The 18,894-nt window shown below is 52.2% G+C and carries 19 protein-coding genes; 9 read left to right on the top strand and 10 right to left on the bottom strand.

Annotation, left to right across the window (positions count from 1 at the left end; translation table 11 throughout):
• Positions 1-7: 7 nt before the first annotated feature.
• Entirely contained in the window at positions 8-1,396 is a 1,389-nt protein-coding gene (gene pntB, locus ICA20_RS13275) for a Re/Si-specific NAD(P)(+) transhydrogenase subunit beta (RefSeq protein WP_038640472.1), read from the top strand.
• Positions 1,397-1,456: 60 nt separating this feature from the next.
• Here pntB and ICA20_RS13270 read toward each other — a convergent pair whose 3' ends face one another.
• A complete protein-coding gene (locus tag ICA20_RS13270) occupies positions 1,457-2,491 on the bottom strand; it encodes an AI-2E family transporter (protein ID WP_038640474.1) in 1,035 nt (344 codons plus the stop codon).
• A 416-nt stretch (positions 2,492-2,907) separates the two neighbouring features.
• On the opposite strand from ICA20_RS13270, the gene mdtJ reads away from it, so the two are divergent.
• Both mdtJ and mdtI read left to right on the top strand, forming a co-directional pair.
• Positions 2,908-3,273: a multidrug/spermidine efflux SMR transporter subunit MdtJ gene (mdtJ, locus tag ICA20_RS13265; RefSeq protein WP_160956389.1), complete on the top strand. Its 366-nt coding sequence runs from the start codon at positions 2,908-2,910 to the stop codon at positions 3,271-3,273.
• Positions 3,260-3,589: a multidrug/spermidine efflux SMR transporter subunit MdtI gene (mdtI, locus tag ICA20_RS13260; RefSeq protein WP_038640477.1), complete on the top strand. Its 330-nt coding sequence runs from the start codon at positions 3,260-3,262 to the stop codon at positions 3,587-3,589. The genes mdtJ and mdtI overlap by 14 nt, the downstream gene beginning before the upstream one ends.
• Before the next feature lie 34 nt (positions 3,590-3,623).
• On the opposite strand, the gene ICA20_RS13255 is transcribed toward mdtI, so the two are convergent.
• The 5 genes from ICA20_RS13255 to msrP form a co-directional block, all read right to left on the bottom strand.
• Positions 3,624-4,445 (bottom strand): serine protease, encoded by an 822-nt coding sequence (locus ICA20_RS13255; protein ID WP_038640479.1) that lies wholly within the window; start codon positions 4,443-4,445, stop codon positions 3,624-3,626.
• Positions 4,446-4,715: 270 nt separating this feature from the next.
• On the bottom strand, positions 4,716-5,108 hold the full coding sequence (gene asr, locus ICA20_RS13250) for an acid resistance repetitive basic protein Asr (protein WP_038643157.1): 393 nt from the start codon (positions 5,106-5,108) through the stop codon (positions 4,716-4,718).
• A gap of 137 nt (positions 5,109-5,245) precedes the next feature.
• Positions 5,246-6,733, bottom strand: a complete 1,488-nt coding sequence (locus tag ICA20_RS13245) for a carboxypeptidase M32 (protein WP_038640481.1) — start codon at positions 6,731-6,733, stop codon at positions 5,246-5,248.
• Between the two features lie 47 nt (positions 6,734-6,780).
• Positions 6,781-7,407 (bottom strand): protein-methionine-sulfoxide reductase heme-binding subunit MsrQ, encoded by a 627-nt coding sequence (gene msrQ, locus ICA20_RS13240; RefSeq protein ID WP_038640482.1) that lies wholly within the window; start codon positions 7,405-7,407, stop codon positions 6,781-6,783.
• Positions 7,408-8,412, bottom strand: a complete 1,005-nt coding sequence (gene msrP / locus ICA20_RS13235; RefSeq protein WP_038640484.1) for a protein-methionine-sulfoxide reductase catalytic subunit MsrP — start codon at positions 8,410-8,412, stop codon at positions 7,408-7,410.
• Positions 8,413-8,599: 187 nt separating this feature from the next.
• Between msrP and ICA20_RS13230 the strand changes: the two genes are divergently transcribed.
• The 3 genes from ICA20_RS13230 to ICA20_RS13220 all read left to right on the top strand — a co-directional run bounded on the left by ICA20_RS13230 (position 8,600) and on the right by ICA20_RS13220 (position 11,562).
• Positions 8,600-9,322 carry a response regulator transcription factor gene (locus tag ICA20_RS13230; RefSeq protein ID WP_038640487.1) on the top strand — a complete coding sequence of 241 codons (723 nt, stop codon included), beginning with the start codon at positions 8,600-8,602 and terminating at the stop codon, positions 9,320-9,322.
• Positions 9,319-10,800 carry a HAMP domain-containing sensor histidine kinase gene (locus ICA20_RS13225; protein ID WP_038640489.1) on the top strand — a complete coding sequence of 494 codons (1,482 nt, stop codon included), beginning with the start codon at positions 9,319-9,321 and terminating at the stop codon, positions 10,798-10,800. Before ICA20_RS13230 ends, ICA20_RS13225 begins: the two co-directional genes overlap by 4 nt.
• Positions 10,801-10,887: 87 nt before the next feature.
• Complete coding sequence (locus tag ICA20_RS13220; protein WP_038640491.1) at positions 10,888-11,562, top strand: type II CAAX endopeptidase family protein; 675 nt, start codon at positions 10,888-10,890, stop codon at positions 11,560-11,562.
• Between the two features lie 30 nt (positions 11,563-11,592).
• On the opposite strand, the gene ICA20_RS13215 is transcribed toward ICA20_RS13220, so the two are convergent.
• Positions 11,593-12,843 (bottom strand): MFS transporter, encoded by a 1,251-nt coding sequence (locus ICA20_RS13215; protein WP_038640493.1) that lies wholly within the window; start codon positions 12,841-12,843, stop codon positions 11,593-11,595.
• A 107-nt stretch (positions 12,844-12,950) separates the two neighbouring features.
• Here ICA20_RS13215 and ICA20_RS13210 point away from each other — a divergent pair, with 107 nt between their 5' ends.
• From ICA20_RS13210 to bioD, 3 genes are all read left to right on the top strand, one after another.
• Positions 12,951-13,859, top strand: coding sequence for a LysR family transcriptional regulator (locus ICA20_RS13210; protein ID WP_038640495.1), 909 nt, complete (start codon positions 12,951-12,953; stop codon positions 13,857-13,859).
• Positions 13,860-13,977: 118 nt separating this feature from the next.
• A complete protein-coding gene (gene mlc, locus ICA20_RS13205; protein ID WP_038640497.1) occupies positions 13,978-15,198 on the top strand; it encodes a sugar metabolism global transcriptional regulator Mlc in 1,221 nt (406 codons plus the stop codon).
• 125 nt (positions 15,199-15,323) lie between these two features.
• Positions 15,324-16,019 carry a dethiobiotin synthase gene (gene bioD, locus ICA20_RS13200; RefSeq protein ID WP_038640499.1) on the top strand — a complete coding sequence of 232 codons (696 nt, stop codon included), beginning with the start codon at positions 15,324-15,326 and terminating at the stop codon, positions 16,017-16,019.
• Here the strand turns inward: bioD and clcB are convergent.
• The 3 genes from clcB to ICA20_RS13185 all read right to left on the bottom strand — a co-directional run bounded on the left by clcB (position 15,975) and on the right by ICA20_RS13185 (position 18,893).
• On the bottom strand, positions 15,975-17,264 hold the full coding sequence (gene clcB / locus ICA20_RS13195) for a voltage-gated ClC-type chloride channel ClcB (protein WP_038640501.1): 1,290 nt from the start codon (positions 17,262-17,264) through the stop codon (positions 15,975-15,977). The two genes, bioD and clcB, sit on opposite strands and share 45 nt — an antisense overlap.
• Positions 17,265-17,381: 117 nt before the next feature.
• Positions 17,382-17,996: a Tat proofreading chaperone DmsD gene (gene dmsD / locus ICA20_RS13190; protein ID WP_038640503.1), complete on the bottom strand. Its 615-nt coding sequence runs from the start codon at positions 17,994-17,996 to the stop codon at positions 17,382-17,384.
• A gap of 42 nt (positions 17,997-18,038) precedes the next feature.
• A complete protein-coding gene (locus ICA20_RS13185; protein WP_038640505.1) occupies positions 18,039-18,893 on the bottom strand; it encodes a dimethyl sulfoxide reductase anchor subunit family protein in 855 nt (284 codons plus the stop codon).
• Position 18,894 lies beyond the last annotated feature (1 nt).

Genomic DNA, 18,894 nt, shown 5'->3' with positions numbered 1-18,894 from the left:
GTAACATATGTCTGGAGGATTAGTTACAGCTGCATACATTGTTGCCGCGATCCTGTTTATTTTCAGCCTGGCGGGACTTTCGAAACACGAAACCTCCCAGCAGGGTAACAACTACGGTATCGCCGGGATGGCGATTGCGCTGATTGCGACGATTTTTGGCCCGGATACCGGCAATGTTGCCTGGATCCTGGTGGCGATGATCATCGGCGGCGCGATTGGTATCCGCCTGGCGAAAAAAGTCGAGATGACCGAGATGCCGGAGCTGGTGGCGATTCTGCACAGCTTCGTTGGTCTGGCGGCGGTACTGGTGGGCTTTAACAGCTACCTGTATCACGACACGGGCCTGGAACCGATTCTGGTGAACATTCACCTGACAGAAGTGTTCCTCGGTATCTTTATCGGTGCGGTGACCTTTACCGGTTCCGTGGTGGCCTTTGGCAAACTGCGCGGCAAGATCTCCTCTAAACCGCTGATGCTGCCAAACCGTCACAAAATGAACCTCGCGGCGCTGGTCGTTTCCTTCCTGCTGTTGGTGGTGTTTGTTCGTACTGAAAGCGTTGGCCTGCAGGTTCTGGCGCTGCTGGTGATGACCATTATTGCGCTGGCTTTTGGCTGGCATCTGGTGGCGTCCATCGGTGGTGCAGACATGCCGGTAGTCGTTTCAATGCTCAACTCCTACTCCGGATGGGCGGCGGCGGCGGCGGGCTTTATGCTGAGCAACGATCTGCTGATCGTTACCGGTGCGCTGGTAGGTTCGAGCGGTGCGATCCTGTCTTACATTATGTGTAAAGCAATGAACCGTTCGTTCATTAGCGTAATTGCGGGCGGCTTCGGTTCTGATGGCTCATCTACGGGTTCTGATGAAGAGGTGGGTGAACACCGGGAGATTAATGCAGAAGACACAGCAGAAATGCTGAAGAACTCGCATTCCGTGATCATCACTCCGGGCTACGGTATGGCTGTGGCTCAGGCGCAATATCCGGTGGCGGAAATCACTGAGAAGTTGCGTGCCCGCGGCATCAAAGTGCGTTTCGGGATCCACCCGGTAGCAGGGCGTTTGCCGGGTCATATGAACGTGCTGCTGGCGGAAGCCAAAGTGCCATATGACATTGTGCTGGAAATGGATGAAATCAATGATGATTTCGCCGACACCGATACCGTACTGGTTATAGGTGCCAACGATACGGTAAACCCGGCGGCGCAGGATGACCCACGCAGCCCGATCGCCGGTATGCCAGTGCTGGAAGTGTGGAAAGCGCAGAACGTTATCGTGTTTAAACGTTCAATGAACACCGGCTATGCTGGCGTACAAAACCCGCTGTTCTTTAAAGAAAACACCCATATGCTGTTTGGCGATGCCAAGGCCAGCGTGGATGCGATTCTGAAAGCGCTGTAATCGTTAGCTAAAAGTAAGACGGCCTCTGCGGAGGCCGTTATTGTTTATAAAACCTAATCCTTACGCTTTGTTGAGATCGCTAAGCAGAACGGCAATGCTTTGCCCGCCATTGGTTTGCTCAAGCGCGATTTTGACGATGATGGTCAGCGGGACAGAAAGCAGCATCCCCACAGGTCCCAGCAACCAGCCCCAGAAGATCAACGACAGAAAAACCACCAGCGTGGACAGCCCAAGACCACGTCCCATAATCCGCGGTTCGAGGATATTCCCGAACACCAGGTTAATGACCAGATAACCCGCCAGCACCACCAGGGCGTCGTAAAGACCGCTAAATGCCAGCACCTGAGCAATAGGGGGGATGGCTGCCAGCACGGAACCGATATTAGGAATATAGTTGAGGGCGAAGGCCAGCAATCCCCAGACAAAGGCAAAGCGCACGTCGAGGGTGGCGAGCATGCCCCAGGCGACCAGTCCGGTCACAATGCTGATTGCCGTTTTTAGTACCAGATAGTGCGATACGCTGTCGATGGCGCGTTGAATCGCTGCCATTCCCTCAATAGGCCGGCTCATCATTTGTTTCAGTTTGTTGGGCAGTTGCGGGACTTCCAGCAGCATAAAAACCACCGTCAGCAGCAGTAAAAATATCGATGACATGGCATTAGACAGCTGCGCCAGTAAATTAGTGACCAGCGTCATTGCCGCGTTCGGATCGATATATTTGACGAGCTCATCCACCGAAACGCCTATCCCTGCGCGCTGTAGCCAAGGCTCGAGATTTTTCAGCGGGATAACCAGTGAAGAACGGTATTGCGGTAGCGTCCGCGCAAGCTCATTTAAGGATGTACCTAAGTAGGCTAATAACAGCACCATTAGCATTACAATAATTACGATCAGCAATGACACTGCGAATACGCGCGGTATGCGAAGTTTCACCATGCGTTGCACCACAGGGTTCAGCACAACGGCAATAAATAATGCCAGAATAAAGGGCACGATGATATCTGCGGCAAAGCGGATGCCGCTCAGTATGATAACCAGCATGCCCAGCATAATGACTATTTTTAGCCCGTTAAGCGTGATGATCGGTTTCGCCATGTGTATTCCTGCGTTTTTACTTTTTGAATCTGAATAATAATGTGATTTGCGTCGAGCCGTTATAACAAAAATCAAACGGGGCTGGTAAAGAAGTGAAAAGGCTTTGAGTTCGTAATGAACCTATGATACAAATCATCTGTGTTTAACTACCGAGGACAATTATCATCCGCGATGATGAGAAGCAACACTGCGGATAATTGTAATATTATGGACAATATGTTCAGGATGTTTTTGCTTTTGCCTACACTTCTTCGTACCTCTTCCACTTTCCTGCTTGCGGGTGAGCAACACTGGCGCAACGCGCTTTAGTCCCTTCTTCTGCCTGAGCTGGCGCTGTGCGCTGAGCTAACTGATTTTATTTTTTGGTTTACTGCATGCAGTAGGCCCAAAGGACTATATTCTCAAGCAGGAGAAGCATCATGTTTTACTGGATATTATTAGGTCTGGCCATCGCGGCTGAAATTACCGGTACGCTGTCAATGAAATGGGCAAGCGTGGGCCATGGTAATTCAGGCTTTATTTTAATGCTGGTAATGATCGCCTTATCGTATATTTTTCTCAGTTTTGCCGTTAAAAAAATTGCCCTCGGCGTAGCTTATGCCTTATGGGAAGGTATCGGTATTTTATTTATTACGCTGTTCAGCGTGCTGTTATTTGACGAAACCTTGTCCACGATGAAAGTGGCTGGTCTGGTCTCGCTGGTGGTAGGTATTGTGCTGATTAAATCCGGTACACGAAAGCCTGCCAAAGCGGGCAGAGAGGTGACCCATGCAGCAGTTTGAATGGGTTCATGGCGCCTGGCTTGGCATGGCTATCGTTCTGGAAATCGTGGCTAACGTCTTTTTGAAGTTTTCTGATGGTTTTCGCCGCAAGGCTTATGGCGTGCTGTCGCTGGCTGCAGTTTTAGCGGCTTTTAGTGCGCTGTCGCAGGCGGTAAAAGGTATCGATCTCTCCGTCGCCTATGCCTTATGGGGTGGATTCGGGATTGCCGCGACGTTAGCTGCAGGCTGGGTGCTGTTTGGTCAGCGTCTGAACAATAAAGGCTGGATCGGCGTGGCATTGCTGTTGGCCGGAATGATCATGATAAAACTGGCCTGATAAAAGTGCTGCCCGTTAATACGGGCAGTATGCGTTATCCCTTGGCCAGCGCTTCCAGTTTGTCGCGAAATCCGGTCACGGAAATCGCGCGGTTATCTGCTCGCCAGCGATCTTTCGCCGCCGGAGCGGAGCTTTGTACGCCAATCAATTGCCAGCCGGAATCCGTCTTCAGCATCAATGGCGACCCACTGTCGCCCGGGAGCGTATCGCACTGATGTGACAAAACGGTATTTTGCGCCCAGCCGGTTACTACGCAATCCTGATGCGTGTACAAATCGTCAAGATGATCTTCCGGATAGCCTGACTGCGTGACTTTACGATCCGCGGTTTTCAGCGCCGCGGTTAACGCCGCTTTATCACCTTCAAATAATGGCAGCGGTGTGATACCGGAAGGTGGATAACGCAACACCACCAGACCAAAATCCCATGGGGCGGCGGAGGGGGGCACAATCCAGCCATCACCATCGGCTTTTAAACGTTTGCCGAGCGAAGGATCAACCCGGCCTTCAATTCCGTGGATCTCATAACGCCAGATACCCTTTTTCGACACGAAGCGTAACGCCACGGCTTTATCAGGTTTACCTTTTGGCGGCGTAAGTAAGCAGTGTCCGGCAGTCAGAGCCAGATGGGGTGAAATGAGCGTAGCGGTACACAGATTACCGCTGGCGGTTTCCAGTTGTCCGATAGCGTCCCATGGTGATTGCGTTGGGTCAGTCACCTTAATGCGATCGTCATGTCCAAAAAACAGCGTTTTTATATTTTCTGCTTCAGCGCTGGACGTTGCTGGCTGTTCCGCATGCGCAACGACAGGAGTTAAACAAATTGAACCCAGTAACACAGCAATGGTTTTATGCATATCACACTCTGGTGGGGAATTATGATTTTTAACAGCAAACCCTCAGTTAATACTATAGACGGGACGGCGGGAAAGTGGGAGTAAAATCAGATAACTACACTCAGGAAAGATAAAAATGCATGGCGATGAGGGCACAAATAATCAGGGCCGTAAGAATGAACTCAAAGCGGTAATGTGACACCATTTTACCCTCCGAAAGGCGGCGCCAAATCTGAATGATTTAGCGCCGTATGCTACGGCGTGGGGGACGCCATAGTGACTACAGGTGTGTTATGCGGCTGGCTGAGCAGCTGGTTTAGCGGAGTCGTGTTTCATAGGTTTTTTGGTGTGTTTTTTAGCGGCCTGAGCTTTTTGCTCTGGCGCTTTCTGTTCTGCGGCAGGCTTGGTGGCTGCTTTTTTGGTGTGTTTTTTAGCGGCCTGAGCTTTCTGTTCTGGCGCTTTCTGTTCTACCGCCGGTTTAGTGGTGGTTTTTTTGGCGTGTTTTTTGGCAGCCTGTGCTTTCTGCGGCGCAGCTTTGTGCTGTTTTTTATGATGGGTGGTTTTCGCCGGGGCCGCTTTTGTCGTTGCAGCAGTTGGCGCGGTGGTAGCAGTTGTTTCAGCAGCAAATGCAGCAGAAGACAGACCCATAGCAGCGGCAACAACCAGAGCTAATACTTTTTTCATTCTCATACCCTCGATTTGGTTTTTCATTCAACCCCACTGCGGGGCCGTTGAAATAACTATATCGCTGTAATCACTGGGCTTCCGTGAGTCATTGGTATCGGCGTGTAACGATATGTACAATGACTCACGGCATGAGATTACAAATAACGGGCTTCCAGGTGAGCGCGGAAATAGCGGCTGCTGAGCGGCTCTCCGGTGGCCTGGGTAATGAGTTGTTCAGTGGTAAAACGACTGCCATGCTGCCAGATATTTTGGCGTAGCCAGTCAAAGAGGGCGCTAAACTCTCCCTGCGCAATGGACTGGTTCAGATCGGGCCATGCGCGGTGAGCTGCGCTGAACAATTGCGCCGCATACATAGCGCCTAAAGTGTAAGACGGGAAGTAGCCAAAGCCGCCGTCGGTCCAGTGAATATCCTGCATACAGCCATTGCGATAATCCCCCACCGTTGACAGTCCAAGCCAGGCCTGCATCTTCTCATTCCACAAGGCCGGAATGTCATCCACTTCAATGTCACCGTTAATTAACGCTCGCTCGATTTCATAACGCAGGATCACGTGAGCAGGGTAGCTCACCTCGTCGGCGTCAACGCGGATAAAACCGGGTTTTACCTGCTGGTTCCAGGCAATGAAATTGCTCTCTTCAAACGCAGCCTGGTTGCCAAAATGACGCGTCACAGCCGGAATGAGTCTCGTCAGGAATGCTTTGCTGCGTCCCAATTGCATCTCAAAGAACAGACTTTGCGACTCATGAATGGCTGTTGAGCGTGCCAGAGCGATAGGTTGACCTGACCAGTTACGCGGCAGATTTTGCTCATAGCGGGCGTGACCCGTTTCATGAATCACGCCAAACAGCGCGCTGAGGAGTTCATTTTCGTCATAGCGGGTCGTAATGCGAACATCTTCCGGCACGCCGCCACAGAAGGGATGCGCGCTGATATCCAGTCGTCCAGCGGTAAAGTCGAATCCTAACTGCGCCATCGTTTCCAGACCCAGCTCTCGCTGTACAGCAGTCGGGAAGGGGCCAATTGGGGCGATAAGCGTTTGTTGAGACTGTTTTGCCACCGCCTTGCTAAGGAGATCGGGCAGCCAGCTTTTCACATCTGCAAACAGGACATCCAGTTGGGCGCTGGTCATCTCTGGTTCAAAGATGTCCAGTAGCGCGTCATAAGGTGAGCAACCTTTAGCGTCTGCGCGCAGTCGGGCTTCTTCGCGGCTGTATTTCACGACCTCTTTCAGGTTCTCGGAAAAACCCTCCCAGTCATTCGCGGGTCGCTGGCTGCGCCAGGCATGCTCACAGCGGCTGCCTGCCAGCGACTTTGCTTCTACCAGTGATTCAGGCAGCAGGGATGCCTGGTGATGCAGTCGCGACATTTCGCGCAAATTCGCTTGCTCAACATCGTTAAGGTCTTCCTGTTTTGCGGCGGCGATCCACTTGGCTACTTTCGCGTCGGTTAACAACTGATGCTCAAGCACGCTCAGTTCTGCCAACGCTTCGCCGCGGGCTTTGCTGCCGCCCGGCGGCATCATGGTAAACATGTCCCAACTGGCGATGGCCGAGAGGTGAGAGAAGCGAGAGAGCCGCTGGAACGTGCGGGTGAGTTGATGGTAATTATCATTGTTACTCATTTTTTGTTCTCGTTCTGTTTAGGTGTGGTTAAGAAGTTTACCGTGAATCATTCACTTTTCATAAACACACCTTTGTATCCGCTTTTGCGTAACCACTTTTTATAGCGAAATACCAGCAGCACAATAAAACAGGAGGCGTAGATAATAGGGGACGGTGACAACACTTTGACCGACCATAGGTAATGAACCGGGAGTAAAATGGCAGTCAGGTAGACGTAGTTGTGCAACGTTTGCCAGCGTTTGCCCATTTTACGCTGTGCGGCCTGCGTGGAGGTCAGCGTCAGCAGGAGTAAGATAACCCAACCCGTCATGCCCAGCGTGAGCCATGGCCGTGAAACCAGCTCTCGCCCCAACAATCCCAAATTTTGTATACCCAGCTCCAATAGCGCATAGCTGGTCAGATGCAGTGTGGCCCAGGCAAAACACCATAATCCTAACAAGCGTCGGGTACGAAACAGCAAAGGCTGCTTTGTATAGCGTGCGAGCGGCGATACCAGCAGGGTGGCAAGCAAGAATTTTAGCGCCGTAATGCCGGTAAAATGCTGAATGTCTTTCCCGGGATCGGCGCCCAGTGCACCCTGTTGCACTGCCCAGAAAAGCCATAGCAGGGGTAAAAAACCGGCGAGATGCAGTAGCACTTTCAGGCCGGTTATCTGCTTTGCCGTTAATCTCACTTAAAAGTTCTCCCGTAGATCCATACCCCGATATAAAGAAGCCACCTCATTGGCGTAACCGTTAAAAAGCAACGTCGGCTGGCGTTGTACATCGAGAATCCCACCGGAACCGATAAAACGTTCCGTCGCCTGAGACCAACGGGGATGATCGACATGTGGATTAACATTGGCATAAAAACCGTATTCGTTTGGCGCTGACATATTCCAGGTCGTCGGCGGGCGCTCACGTGTCAGCTTGATACTGACGATCGATTTAATACCCTTGAAGCCATATTTCCAGGGGACCGTCAGGCGTATCGGCGCCCCGTTTTGCGGCGGCAATGCTTTGCCATACACGCCCACGGTCAGAAGGGTAAGAGGGTGCATGGCCTCATCCAAACGCAAACCTTCAACATAGGGGTATTTCAACCCACCACCAATGAAGCGATCTTTCTGACCGGGCATTTCATCGGGGGCGTAGCGTGTTTCAAAGGCAACGTATTTGGCGTCGCTGGTGGGTTCAACCTGCGCCAATAATTTATGTAAGGGAAAGCCAATCCACGGCACAACCATCGACCACGCTTCAACGCAACGCATCCGGTAAATACGTTCTTCTAACGGAAAACGTGTGGTCAACGCATCATGATCCAACGTTAAGGGTTTGTTCACCTCACCGCTGATGGTTAATGTCCAGGGATCGGTTTTCAGGCTACCGGCATTGGCGGCAGGATCGGCCTTATCCAGACCAAATTCATAGAAATTGTTATAGCCCGTCACCTTGTCTTCCGGCGTCAGGGGGAGTGTGCTTTGCCAGGCATCCGGTTTTATGAACTCGAGCGGTTTCCCCGCCGGTGCAGGCGCGCGATCGTTGCCCTTAAACCAATTCAGTAGATTCGCCTGCGTCGGAGAGGAGAGAGAAGCGGCTGCAGCACCTATCCCAAGCGCTTTGAGGACCTGTCGTCTTTGCATAAAAAAAACTGATTCGGCGGTAACATCAGCTTCCCGAAGTGGATGTTTTTTCTGCATAACTGTTCCTTTTTATTTTCATGTTAAGGAAAACAAAGCGACGTTTCCCTGTTGATGCGTGACTTTCTGTAACGACATCCTTGATCCAGGCGTATCCCAGGATCCTCACGAAAAGTTAAAAATTTTGTGATAACTTCCGCCCCTTGCCTGAGGTAAGCTTTCAGTTCAACGAGAGGGGATGACACTGATGGCCGGCGCAAAAAAGATATTTTTGGTGGAAGATGACTGCGATATTGCCTCACTTTTGCAGCTTAGCCTGAAAGATGAGGGATATGAAATTATCCATGAGGCAGATGGAACGCGCGCGCTTGAACAACTGGAAAAACATGTCTGGGATGCGGTTATCCTCGATTTAATGCTGCCGGGTGTCGATGGTCTGGAAATATGTCGTCGCATTCGTCAAATGAGTTTCTATTTACCCGTCATCATTATTAGCGCCCGCACCAGTGAAACTCACCGCGTTCTGGGGCTGGAGATGGGAGCCGATGATTATTTAGCCAAACCTTTCTCCGTACTGGAACTGATGGCCCGCGTGAAGGCGCTGTTTCGCCGTCAGGAGGCGATGAGTCAGAATCTACGTTTGGAAGCGGGGATCATTAGCGTCCATGGCGTGGAGATTGATCCCTTAGCCCGAGAAGTCCGCCAGCATGGCAAATCAATCGATTTGACGCCCCGTGAGTTCGATCTGCTCTATTTTTTCGCTCGTCATCCCGGCGAGGTTTTTTCGCGTCAGGCGCTGTTAGATCATGTGTGGGGCTACCAGCACGAAGGGTATGAGCATACGGTGAACAGTCATATTAATCGTCTGCGGACCAAGATTGAAAAAGATGCTGCTGAGCCGGAAATTATTCTCACCGTTTGGGGACGAGGTTATAAGCTTGCGGCGAATAACGCGGAGCATCAGTCATGATTTATCGACTGTCTTTAAGCCAGCGGCTGACCCTGGTATTTACCGCGATTATGTTGATCTGCGCGGTAGCCGTCAGCGTTGTCCAGCTACGTAATAGTCAAAAATATGGCGATGCCATGGTGCAAAGGCTGTCGTTGGAACTGGCGAGCAAGATTGTCAAAAGTGAGTCACTGATTGATACCCGCGGGCAGATCAATCGACAGACGTTAAAAGGACTGTTTAATCACCTGATGACGCTCAATCCAAGCGTCGAACTGTATCTGGTTTCACCAGCAGGTGACATACTCGCCGATGCCGCACCGCCCGGGCATATTCAGCGCCAGAAAATTACCGTGCAGCCGATTCAGGATTTTCTAAATTCGGATGCTTTGCCAGTGTATGGCGATGATCCGCGCAGCAATCAGCAGAAGGTCTTTAGTGCGGCACCAGTGATGCTTAACGGCCAACTGCATGGTTATCTGTACATTATTCTCCAGGGCGAAAATCTGCATATGCTGGCAAATACTGCCTGGCAGAAAACGCTCTGGAACACGGTGGCAGGAACGTTAATTCTGGTTTTATTAGCCGGCGGAATTGCGGGCTTGCTGGTGTGGCGATGGGTGACGCATCCGGTAAAAAGGTTGACCGCGCAGGTGGTCAAAATGGAGCAGGACAGTATTAGCGTCATTAAGCAGTTGGCGCAGAAAAAGCCCGATCCGTCACCGGGGAATGAAATTGCGTTGTTGAACAATGCGTTTATAGAGCTGGCACAGCAAATTGCGCAGCAGTGGGATCTGTTAGCTGACAGCGATCGCCAGCGCAGAGAGTTTATTGCCAATATATCTCACGATTTACGCACGCCGCTCACCTCGCTGCTGGGCTATCTGGAAATGTTGTCGCTGAAAGCCGACACGATAACGCCAGAGGAAAACAGGCATTATCTTAGTATCGCGTTGCGCCAGGGGCATAAGGTTCGCCATCTGTCACAACAACTGTTTGAGCTGGCGAGGCTGGAGCACGGCGGCATAAAACCTCAGCGCGAACGTTTTGCTTTTGGCGAGTTGATCCAGGATGTGGCGCAGAAGTTTGATCTCCCTGTTGCCACACGCCATTTACAGTTACACCTTGACGTGATGGGGCCGTTACCGCTGGTAAATGCCGATTTATTGATGATGGAAAGGGTGGTGACGAATTTACTGGATAATGCTATCCGCCATACACCTGACGGGGGAGATGTATGGCTAAAAATCTGGCGTGATGAAGACCGACTGGTAGCAGAGGTGCAGGACAGCGGCCCAGGCGTGGAAATGGGGGTACGCGAAGTGTTATTTCAGCGCCCAACCGCGTTAACTCCCCGTGAGCAGCGCGGCGGTCTGGGATTGCTGATTGTGCGAAGAATGCTTGAACTGCATGGCGGCGATATCAATCTGGTTAATTCAACGGCAGGCGCGTGCTTCCGCTTTTGGCTGCCGCTGACGGATTCTCCATACATAGGGTAAATGTTGGTAGGTTGTCAGTGATAATGAGAATTTTTATCATATATCGATAATTCATCATCTTATACTCGACAAGTGCAAGGAGATTGTATGTCACAGGATGTCGACAACCAGTATATCGCCCGGACCAAAGCCGTTGCTGGCTGTTTTTCTATGTTTATGCTGATGTTTGGCCTCACGTTTACCCCGTTGTTTTTTCCCGCGAGCCAGGAGCTGCTCGCCAAAGGATTACTCTTCCCGCTGTTGTTTATGCTGGAATTTATCGTACTGGTTCCGCTGTATTATTTCTTCTTCAGGAAAAGAGAAGGGCTGGGCAAAGGGATCTTCAATGCCCGGTGGTTTGGCATTTTATTTGCGGCCCTGCTTTTTATTCAGCTTATCTTGCCGTGGTTGATAGGTCTCAGACAAACCGAAGCGTGGGTAACCAGCCAGATATCCTTAAACAACTACGCGCTGTGGTTATCCACTCTGACCCTGATATTTTTTGCGCCAGTTTATGAAGAAATTGTTTTCAGGGGCTGTTTATTCAACGCATTCCAGTATTGGTTCAATAATAAAACCTGGCTGTCGTCAGTCGTGGTATCGATCATTTTTGCCGTGATGCATACCCAGTATGTGGATCTGCGCACGCTGCTGATGCTGTTTCTTGTGTCGCAGGTTTTAATCCTTGCCAGACTGAAAAGCAATGGACTGCTGATGCCGATGACGCTGCATATCGTGATGAACGGGACGGTTATTGTCCTGCAAATGGCAGCGTCTTCATAAGTGATGATGCCCGAAGCCGGGCATCCTTGATTAAACGTGCAGACGATGGTGCAAACGCGCACCTACCAGCAACGCCAGCACCAGCATCAGGGCGATAAATCCGCCCACGCCGTTCCAGCCGTAGCTATGCCAGAACACACCGCCCAGCGTACCGGCAATACTGGAGCCCAGGTAATAGCTGAACAGATACAGGGAAGAGGCCTGGCCTTTAGCGCGTTTCGCCCGTGGCCCAATCCAACTGCTTGCCACAGAGTGCGCGGCAAAGAACCCGGCAGAAAAGAGCAGCATCCCGGCGAAGATCAGCCATAGTGAGGTAAACAGGGTCATCAATAGCCCAAAAAGCATCACGCCGGTTGAAACGATCATCACCGGGCCGCGACCATAGCGGGTGGTCATGGAACCTGCTTTCGGCGAACTCCAGGTCCCGGTCAGATATGCCACGGATAACAGGCCGACAACAGCCTGACTGAGTTCCCACGGAGAGAGCATCAGGCGATAGCCGATGTAATTAAACAGTGTGACAAACGACCCCATCAGCAAAAAACCTTCCGCAAACAGTAGCGGTAACCCTCTGTCGCGCCAGTGTAAACGGAAATTGATGAACAATGATTTAGGTCGTAGCGACGTGGGCCTGAAATGACGGGACTCTGGCAAAATTTTCCAGAACATCAGCGCGGAGGCGAGGGCAAAACAGCCGATCGCCGCCAGCGCGATACGCCAGTTGAAAAAGTCGGTGAATACGCCGCTGATCAAGCGACCACTCATACCGCCAATTGAGTTCCCACTGATATACAAGCCCATTGAGAAAGCCACAAAGCTGGGATGAATTTCCTCACTCAGATAGGTCATCCCCACCGCCGCCACGCCGCTCAGCGACAGACCGATCAGCGCGCGCATGATTAAAATCCCGTGCCAGCTGGTCATCATTGTTGAAAGCAGTGTACAGCAGGAGGCGAGTAGCAGTGCCGTAACCATTACCGGCTTACGACCTATCGCATCGGAAAGTGGGCCAGTAAACAGTAAACCGATGGCCAGCATTGCCGTAGAGATGGAAAGCGAAATACTGCTGCTGGCAGGGGAAACCCCAAACTCGTGCGAGAGCACCGGCAGTATGGGCTGCACGCAATAGAGCAGGGCAAATGTCGCCAGCCCGGCAGAAAACAGCGCCAGCGTAACGCGCATAAAAGGGGATGTACCGCGTTTGATAAAACCATCCGGCAGGGTAACGCTCTCGTCAATATCGCTTGCCGGCGCGGTATCGACCGTTGTTGTACGACTCACCTGGAATCCTTGCTTAATATTTTGCTACTACAGGACCAGCCTTAAGAGTATGAAAATCCCAATATTCTGTCTAATATATTAATAATCTCAAATAATATTTTAAAAATATGAATATCGAACTTCGTCATTTACGCTACTTCGTGGCGGTTGCGGAAGAGTTGCATTTTGGTCGGGCGGCAGCGCGGCTGAATATTTCGCAACCACCGTTAAGCCAGCAGATCCAAATCCTGGAACAACAGATTGGCGCCCGGTTATTGGCGCGAACTAACCGTAGCGTGGCCCTCACTGCCGCCGGAAAACAGTTTCTGGCGGACAGCCGACAGATCCTTAGCCTGGTTAATGAAGCCGCCGCCCGGGCAGAGCGTTTGCATCTCGGAGAAGCAGGGGAATTGCGTATCGGCTTTACGTCATCAGCGCCGTTTATCAAAGCGGTGTCAGATACGCTCTCCCTGTTTCGCCAGCGCTATCCGGTGGTGCATATGCAAACCCGCGAAATGAATACGCGCGAGCAAATTGCCCCACTTAACGAAGGCACTCTGGATCTGGGGCTTATGCGCAACACGCAACTCCCGGAAACGCTGGCGCGAGAGGTTATTCTGCATGAACCGCTGATGGCGATGATCCCACGAGCGCATCCGTTGGCGCAAAAGCCCGTAGTGACGCTGACTGAGCTGGCTAATGAGCCATTTGTCTTTTTTGACCCGCATGTGGGAACGGGGTTGTATGACGACATTTTGGGCCTGATGCGTCGCTATGATCTCAAACCGACGATTACTCAGGAGGTAGGCGAGGCGATGACCATCATTGGGTTAGTGGCCGCGGGGTTGGGCGTTTCGATCCTGCCCGCTTCCTTTAAACGGGTGCAACTGTATGAAATGTGTTGGATCCCGATAGCAGAGGAAGATGCCGTCTCCGAAATGTGGTTAGTCTGGCCTAAGCATCATGAGCAAAGTCATGCCGCGCAACGTTTTCGTGAACAACTGCTGGCGGCGGTCCAGGCAATTAATTTAGTTTAAATATGGGTGAAAATGTGCAGTAAATCACAAGGCTAAGTAAAAAGTTGACGGAAGCCATTGAAGTGCTTCACCATAGCCCGCAGATTATTTCGGAGCGCGAAAATAAAGGGAGTAAGTGGTGGTTGCTGATAGTCAGCCTGGGCATATCGATCAAATTAAGCAGACCAATGCGGGCGCGGTCTATCGCCTGATTGATCAGCTGGGACCGGTATCGCGTATTGATCTCTCTCGCCTGGCACAATTGGCGCCTGCCAGTATTACCAAAATTGTCCGCGAAATGCTTGAAGCCCACCTGGTACAAGAGCTGGAAATCAAAGAAGCAGGGAGTCGTGGGCGTCCGGCCGTGGGGCTGGTTGTCGAAACCGAAGCCTGGCATTATTTATCCATTCGCATCAGTCGCGGTGAGATTTTTCTGGCGCTGCGCGATCTAAGCAGCAAGCTGGTGGTTGAGGATTGCCTGGAAATGGCGCTGGTCAGTGAAACACCTCTGCTGGAGCGTATCATTACCCAGGTCGATCAGTTTTTCATCCGCCACCAGCAAAAGCTGGAACGCTTGACCTCCATCGCCATCACGCTACCTGGCATAATCAATACCGAAAACGGCATCGTACATCGCATGCCGTTTTACGATGATGTCAAAGAGATGCCGTTGGGCGAAGCGCTCGAAAACCATACCGGCGTGCCGGTCTATATTCAGCATGATATCAGCGCCTGGACCATGGCGGAGGCGCTTTTTGGCGCATCACGTGGCGCACGCGATGTCATCCAGGTCGTTATTGACCATAACGTTGGCGCAGGGGTGATAACCGACGGTCATTTACTGCATGCCGGGAGCAGTAGCCTGGTGGAAATTGGTCATACGCAGGTGGATCCTTACGGTAAACGCTGCTATTGCGGTAATCATGGTTGTCTGGAAACCATCGCCAGCGTCGACAGCGTGCTGGAACTGGCGCAGGTGCGGCTGAAGCAGTCAATGAGCTCTTCACTGCATGGACAACCGTTAACGGTAGACGCACTGTGCCTGGCGGCGATGCAGGGTGATTTATTGGCAAAAGATATCATTAGCGGCGTCGGGACCCACGTCGGACGCATCCTTGCCATCATGGTGAATTTGTTCAACCCGCAAAAGATATTGATTGGTTCTCCGCTCAGCAAAGCGGCGGATATACTGTTTCCCACCATTGCTGACAGCATTCGTCAGCAGGCGCTCCCGGCGTATAGTCAGCATATTGTGGTCGAAAGTACGCAGTTTACCAACCAGGGAACCATGGCGGGGGCCGCGCTCGTTAAGGACGCGATGTATAACGGTTCTTTGTTGATACGTCTATTACAGGGTTAACATTTTTTAACTGTTGTACGAAAAATTGCGCTATCTCAAGCTGATTCCGGTCGTCATACCTTAGACTTTCTCCACTGTTTTATTTTCCTGACTTATATTTTCAAAGCATAACGGTGGAGTTAGTGATGCTGAAGCGTTTCTTTATTACAGGTACAGACACTTCTGTTGGGAAGACCGTGGTTTCCCGCGCATTACTACAAGCGTTGGCGTCAGGGGGTAAAAGTGTCGCGGGCTACAAACCGGTAGCCAAAGGAAGTAAGGAGACACCTGAAGGTTTGCGTAACAAAGATGCGCTGGTGCTGCAAAGTGTTTCATCTATCGAACTGCCGTATGAGGCGGTCAACCCGATTGCGCTGAGCGAGGACGAAAGCAGCGTAGCGCATAGTGGTCCCGTCAATTACACCTTGCTATCCAACGGTCTCGCAAGCCTGAGCGATAAAGTCGATCACGTTGTCGTGGAAGGTACCGGCGGCTGGCGGAGTCTGATGAACGATCTGCGCCCGCTATCTGAATGGGTGGTACAGGAACAAATGCCGGTGCTGATGGTGGTGGGTATCCAGGAAGGTTGTATTAATCATGCCATTCTTACCGCACAGGCGATCGCCAGCGACGGATTGCCGCTGCTTGGCTGGGTCGCAAACCGAATCAACCCTGGGCTGGCGCATTATGCGGAAATCATTGACGTGCTGAGCAAAAAATTACCTGCGCCGCTAATCGGCGAACTGCCGTATCTGCCTCGCGCAGAGCAGCGAGAGCTGTCACAGTATATCCGTCTGTCAATGCTTGGCAGCGTGCTGTCGGTAGATAGAGTCCTGGCGTAACGTTCTCGACAGCACTGACGCCACCACGCAAGCGATCAGTAATCCGGGGAGCAAGCGATACTCCCCGGTCATTTCACAAACCATCAATGTAGACATAATTGGCGCATGCGTGGTTGCTGCCAGTAGCGTGGCCATCCCCGTTAATCCCAGCAGAATGGCAATTTCATCCGGACCCGGAAGCCATAATCCCCACGTCCGTCCCAGCAGCATGCCAACAGACAGACCGACAAACAGCGTTGGCGTAAACACCCCGCCCGGCGCACCGGAGCCACTGCTGGCAAGCACCGCCAGTAATTTGCAGATAAAGATCCCGCTAACCACGGTCAATAGCGGTGGCGAGAGCAGATATGACTGCACCACGCTGTAGCCATTTCCCCAAACGGCAGGAGTGAGCAGCGACAACAGGCCAACGATCAGCCCGCCAAGCGCCAGTTGCCACGGTGGCGAGAGTTTTAAGCGCAAAAAACCGTTATGGCTGGCGGTCATCAACCACATAAACAACGGACCGCAGACGCCGGCAACCAGACCTGTGCTGACAATCATAGCGTATTCCATCACATGCAGTTCCCGTGTGAAGTGCACGGCATAGAGCAACGCATTGCTGTCGCTCAGTACATTGGTGGTCAGCAAGGCGACGACGGCGGATACCACCACCGGTCCCAGCGAGGCGAGGATCATCGTGCCAAACAGGACTTCAGCAATAAATAAACTGCCCGCCAGCGGGGCATGATACGCGCCGGCCATACCTGCTGCCGCTCCACAGGCGATCCATAATTTCCATTCGGCGCGCGGTGTGAAACGTTGAGCAAAGCTGGACGCGGCCAGCGCCGCCAGCAAAATCATGGCACCTTCACGCCCGATAGCACTGCCGCTGGCGACAACCAGTAACGATGCCAGTGACTTTACCAGGCTGGCGCTGACGTCGAATTGACCGTCCGTTTGCAGGGCTTCCATGTAATCTGTGGGAGCCTGTGGTCGTAAACGGTTGAATTTTTGCCAACCCCAGAGCAGTAAGCCAGCTGCCAGGCCGCCCAGCGCGGGCGTCAGCATGCGTCTTAACGGAGAAAGATTTGTCGCCGCATTGACCAGACTCCCGGTGTCGTTGCTCAGGAACAACCATTCAAGAAGGAACATGGCATGGCGAAAGCCTGCGACGGCCAACGCGGCAAGGATACCAATCAGCGCGGCGATCAGCAGGCGGCGAAACATAGCGCGCAGGTCAGGATAAGCATGTAAATGGTGCATGAGTGGCCAGACAGGGAAATTCAGAGGCTTTATTTTGCGGCTATTTGGCAACAGAAGCAAAAGCTCAGCGTGCGCAACGGTATTATGCAGGCAGGATACATCCTGCCTGTGGCGACATTAACGAAACAAAGGCTTATCGGCTACTGGAATTAATAATTGCGATCGCCACTTTGCCAGCGTCAGGCGCGCCAGTTCTGCCAGAGCCTGGTAGAACGGGTGGTTCGCATGTTCGATAAACACGTCAAGGAAACGCGTTGACCACGGTAGCAGATGCCAGGCTAACAACTGTTCGCACTCGGTGTGGCGTCCGTTTTCAGCAAGCCAGGCCGTCAGTAACAGCAGCGCGCCAAAGTGATCTTCCGGTTCATTTTGCTGCACGGCAAACTGGATCCCGTTGTCCCGCATCCACTCACGTAATGCCAGCGTGGAATCGCCAAACAAGACATTTTCACGATCCAGCCAGACGGAACCCCAGGGCGGAGAAGGTAGCGCGTAAGGGCCGACAAACAGTCGCTGCCAGGCTTGCGGGAGCGGCTCATCAGCCTCGCTCTGCAGTAGTTCAGCCAGCGCAGAAAGGGCCGTGGGTTCAAGCGGCCACTGCGCCTGCCAGCCATCGGTTTTTAGCGCACTGACCAGCGCAGAAGCTTCTGTACTGTCTGGCGCATAGTAGAACAGCGCACCCAATACGCGCGCCGCGGTAGAGAAGTTGTCACGTTGTGAAAAATGCGTCATGCAAACAATCCTGAAAAGTGCGGGTTGCCCCGCACCCGAGTATTAACCTGCAACAGCCATTCCGACTGTCATATGTAAGCCATAAAACAAACCGCGGCCAATAATTTCACCGGCAAGCACGAAAACTAAACCCAGCGCCAGTCCGCCGACAGCCGGTTCTTTGCGACGAATTAGCGGGCATATCCAGCAACCCAGCCCCGCAGCCAGCATCACGATGCGCCAGACCTGTAAGCTTGCGTAGTCGGGAACCAGAGCGCTGGCGTGTTGTACCGAACTGTGAATTTCGCTGAGCGATACGCCCTGCAAAACGATAACGGCCACACTCACCAGCAGGGCAAGTATGCTGATTCCGGCGAATCTGGCGGCGTTAAACGACACGCTTGCAGCGCGTAGCAGCAGGGCGGCAAACAGCGGGCCACTCAGCAACATCGTCATGAAAAACGCCAGCGTAGTATAGCCATTATACCAGGTCGGAACGGTGTCTATCTGGTAGACGTTAGTCATCGCCAGAACAAAAACCAGACCAAGCAACATGCTGAGCAGCAGCCAGATTTTACCTGACGTCGCCGGCATTTTACCGAGAAACGCCACCAGCCACCACAGGCCACCAACAGCGAAAAACAGCGAACCGCTGGCGATTTCGTTACTGAGCGCCGATGCGCCGATTCTGTTCAGCGAGTTAAACGCGCGTAGCGGTGAACCTAAATGCATTATTGAGGCGAGAAAGGCGATGCCCATTACCAGCCACAGAAAAAACATACTGCGCACGATACGTTGTTTTGCCACATCGTCTTTGGTGGTTAACCAGCCATACCCACTCACGATCAGCGCCCCGGCCACACATTGACCCAGCACCGTAAACAGGACCAGCGGCCATTCATGCCATCCATTTCCCATT

The sequence above is a fragment of the Citrobacter sp. C5_2 genome, assembly GCF_014596845.2.
In the GTDB taxonomy this organism is placed as follows: domain Bacteria; phylum Pseudomonadota; class Gammaproteobacteria; order Enterobacterales; family Enterobacteriaceae; genus Citrobacter; species Citrobacter werkmanii.
This window is presented reverse-complemented; position numbering and strand designations above follow the sequence as displayed.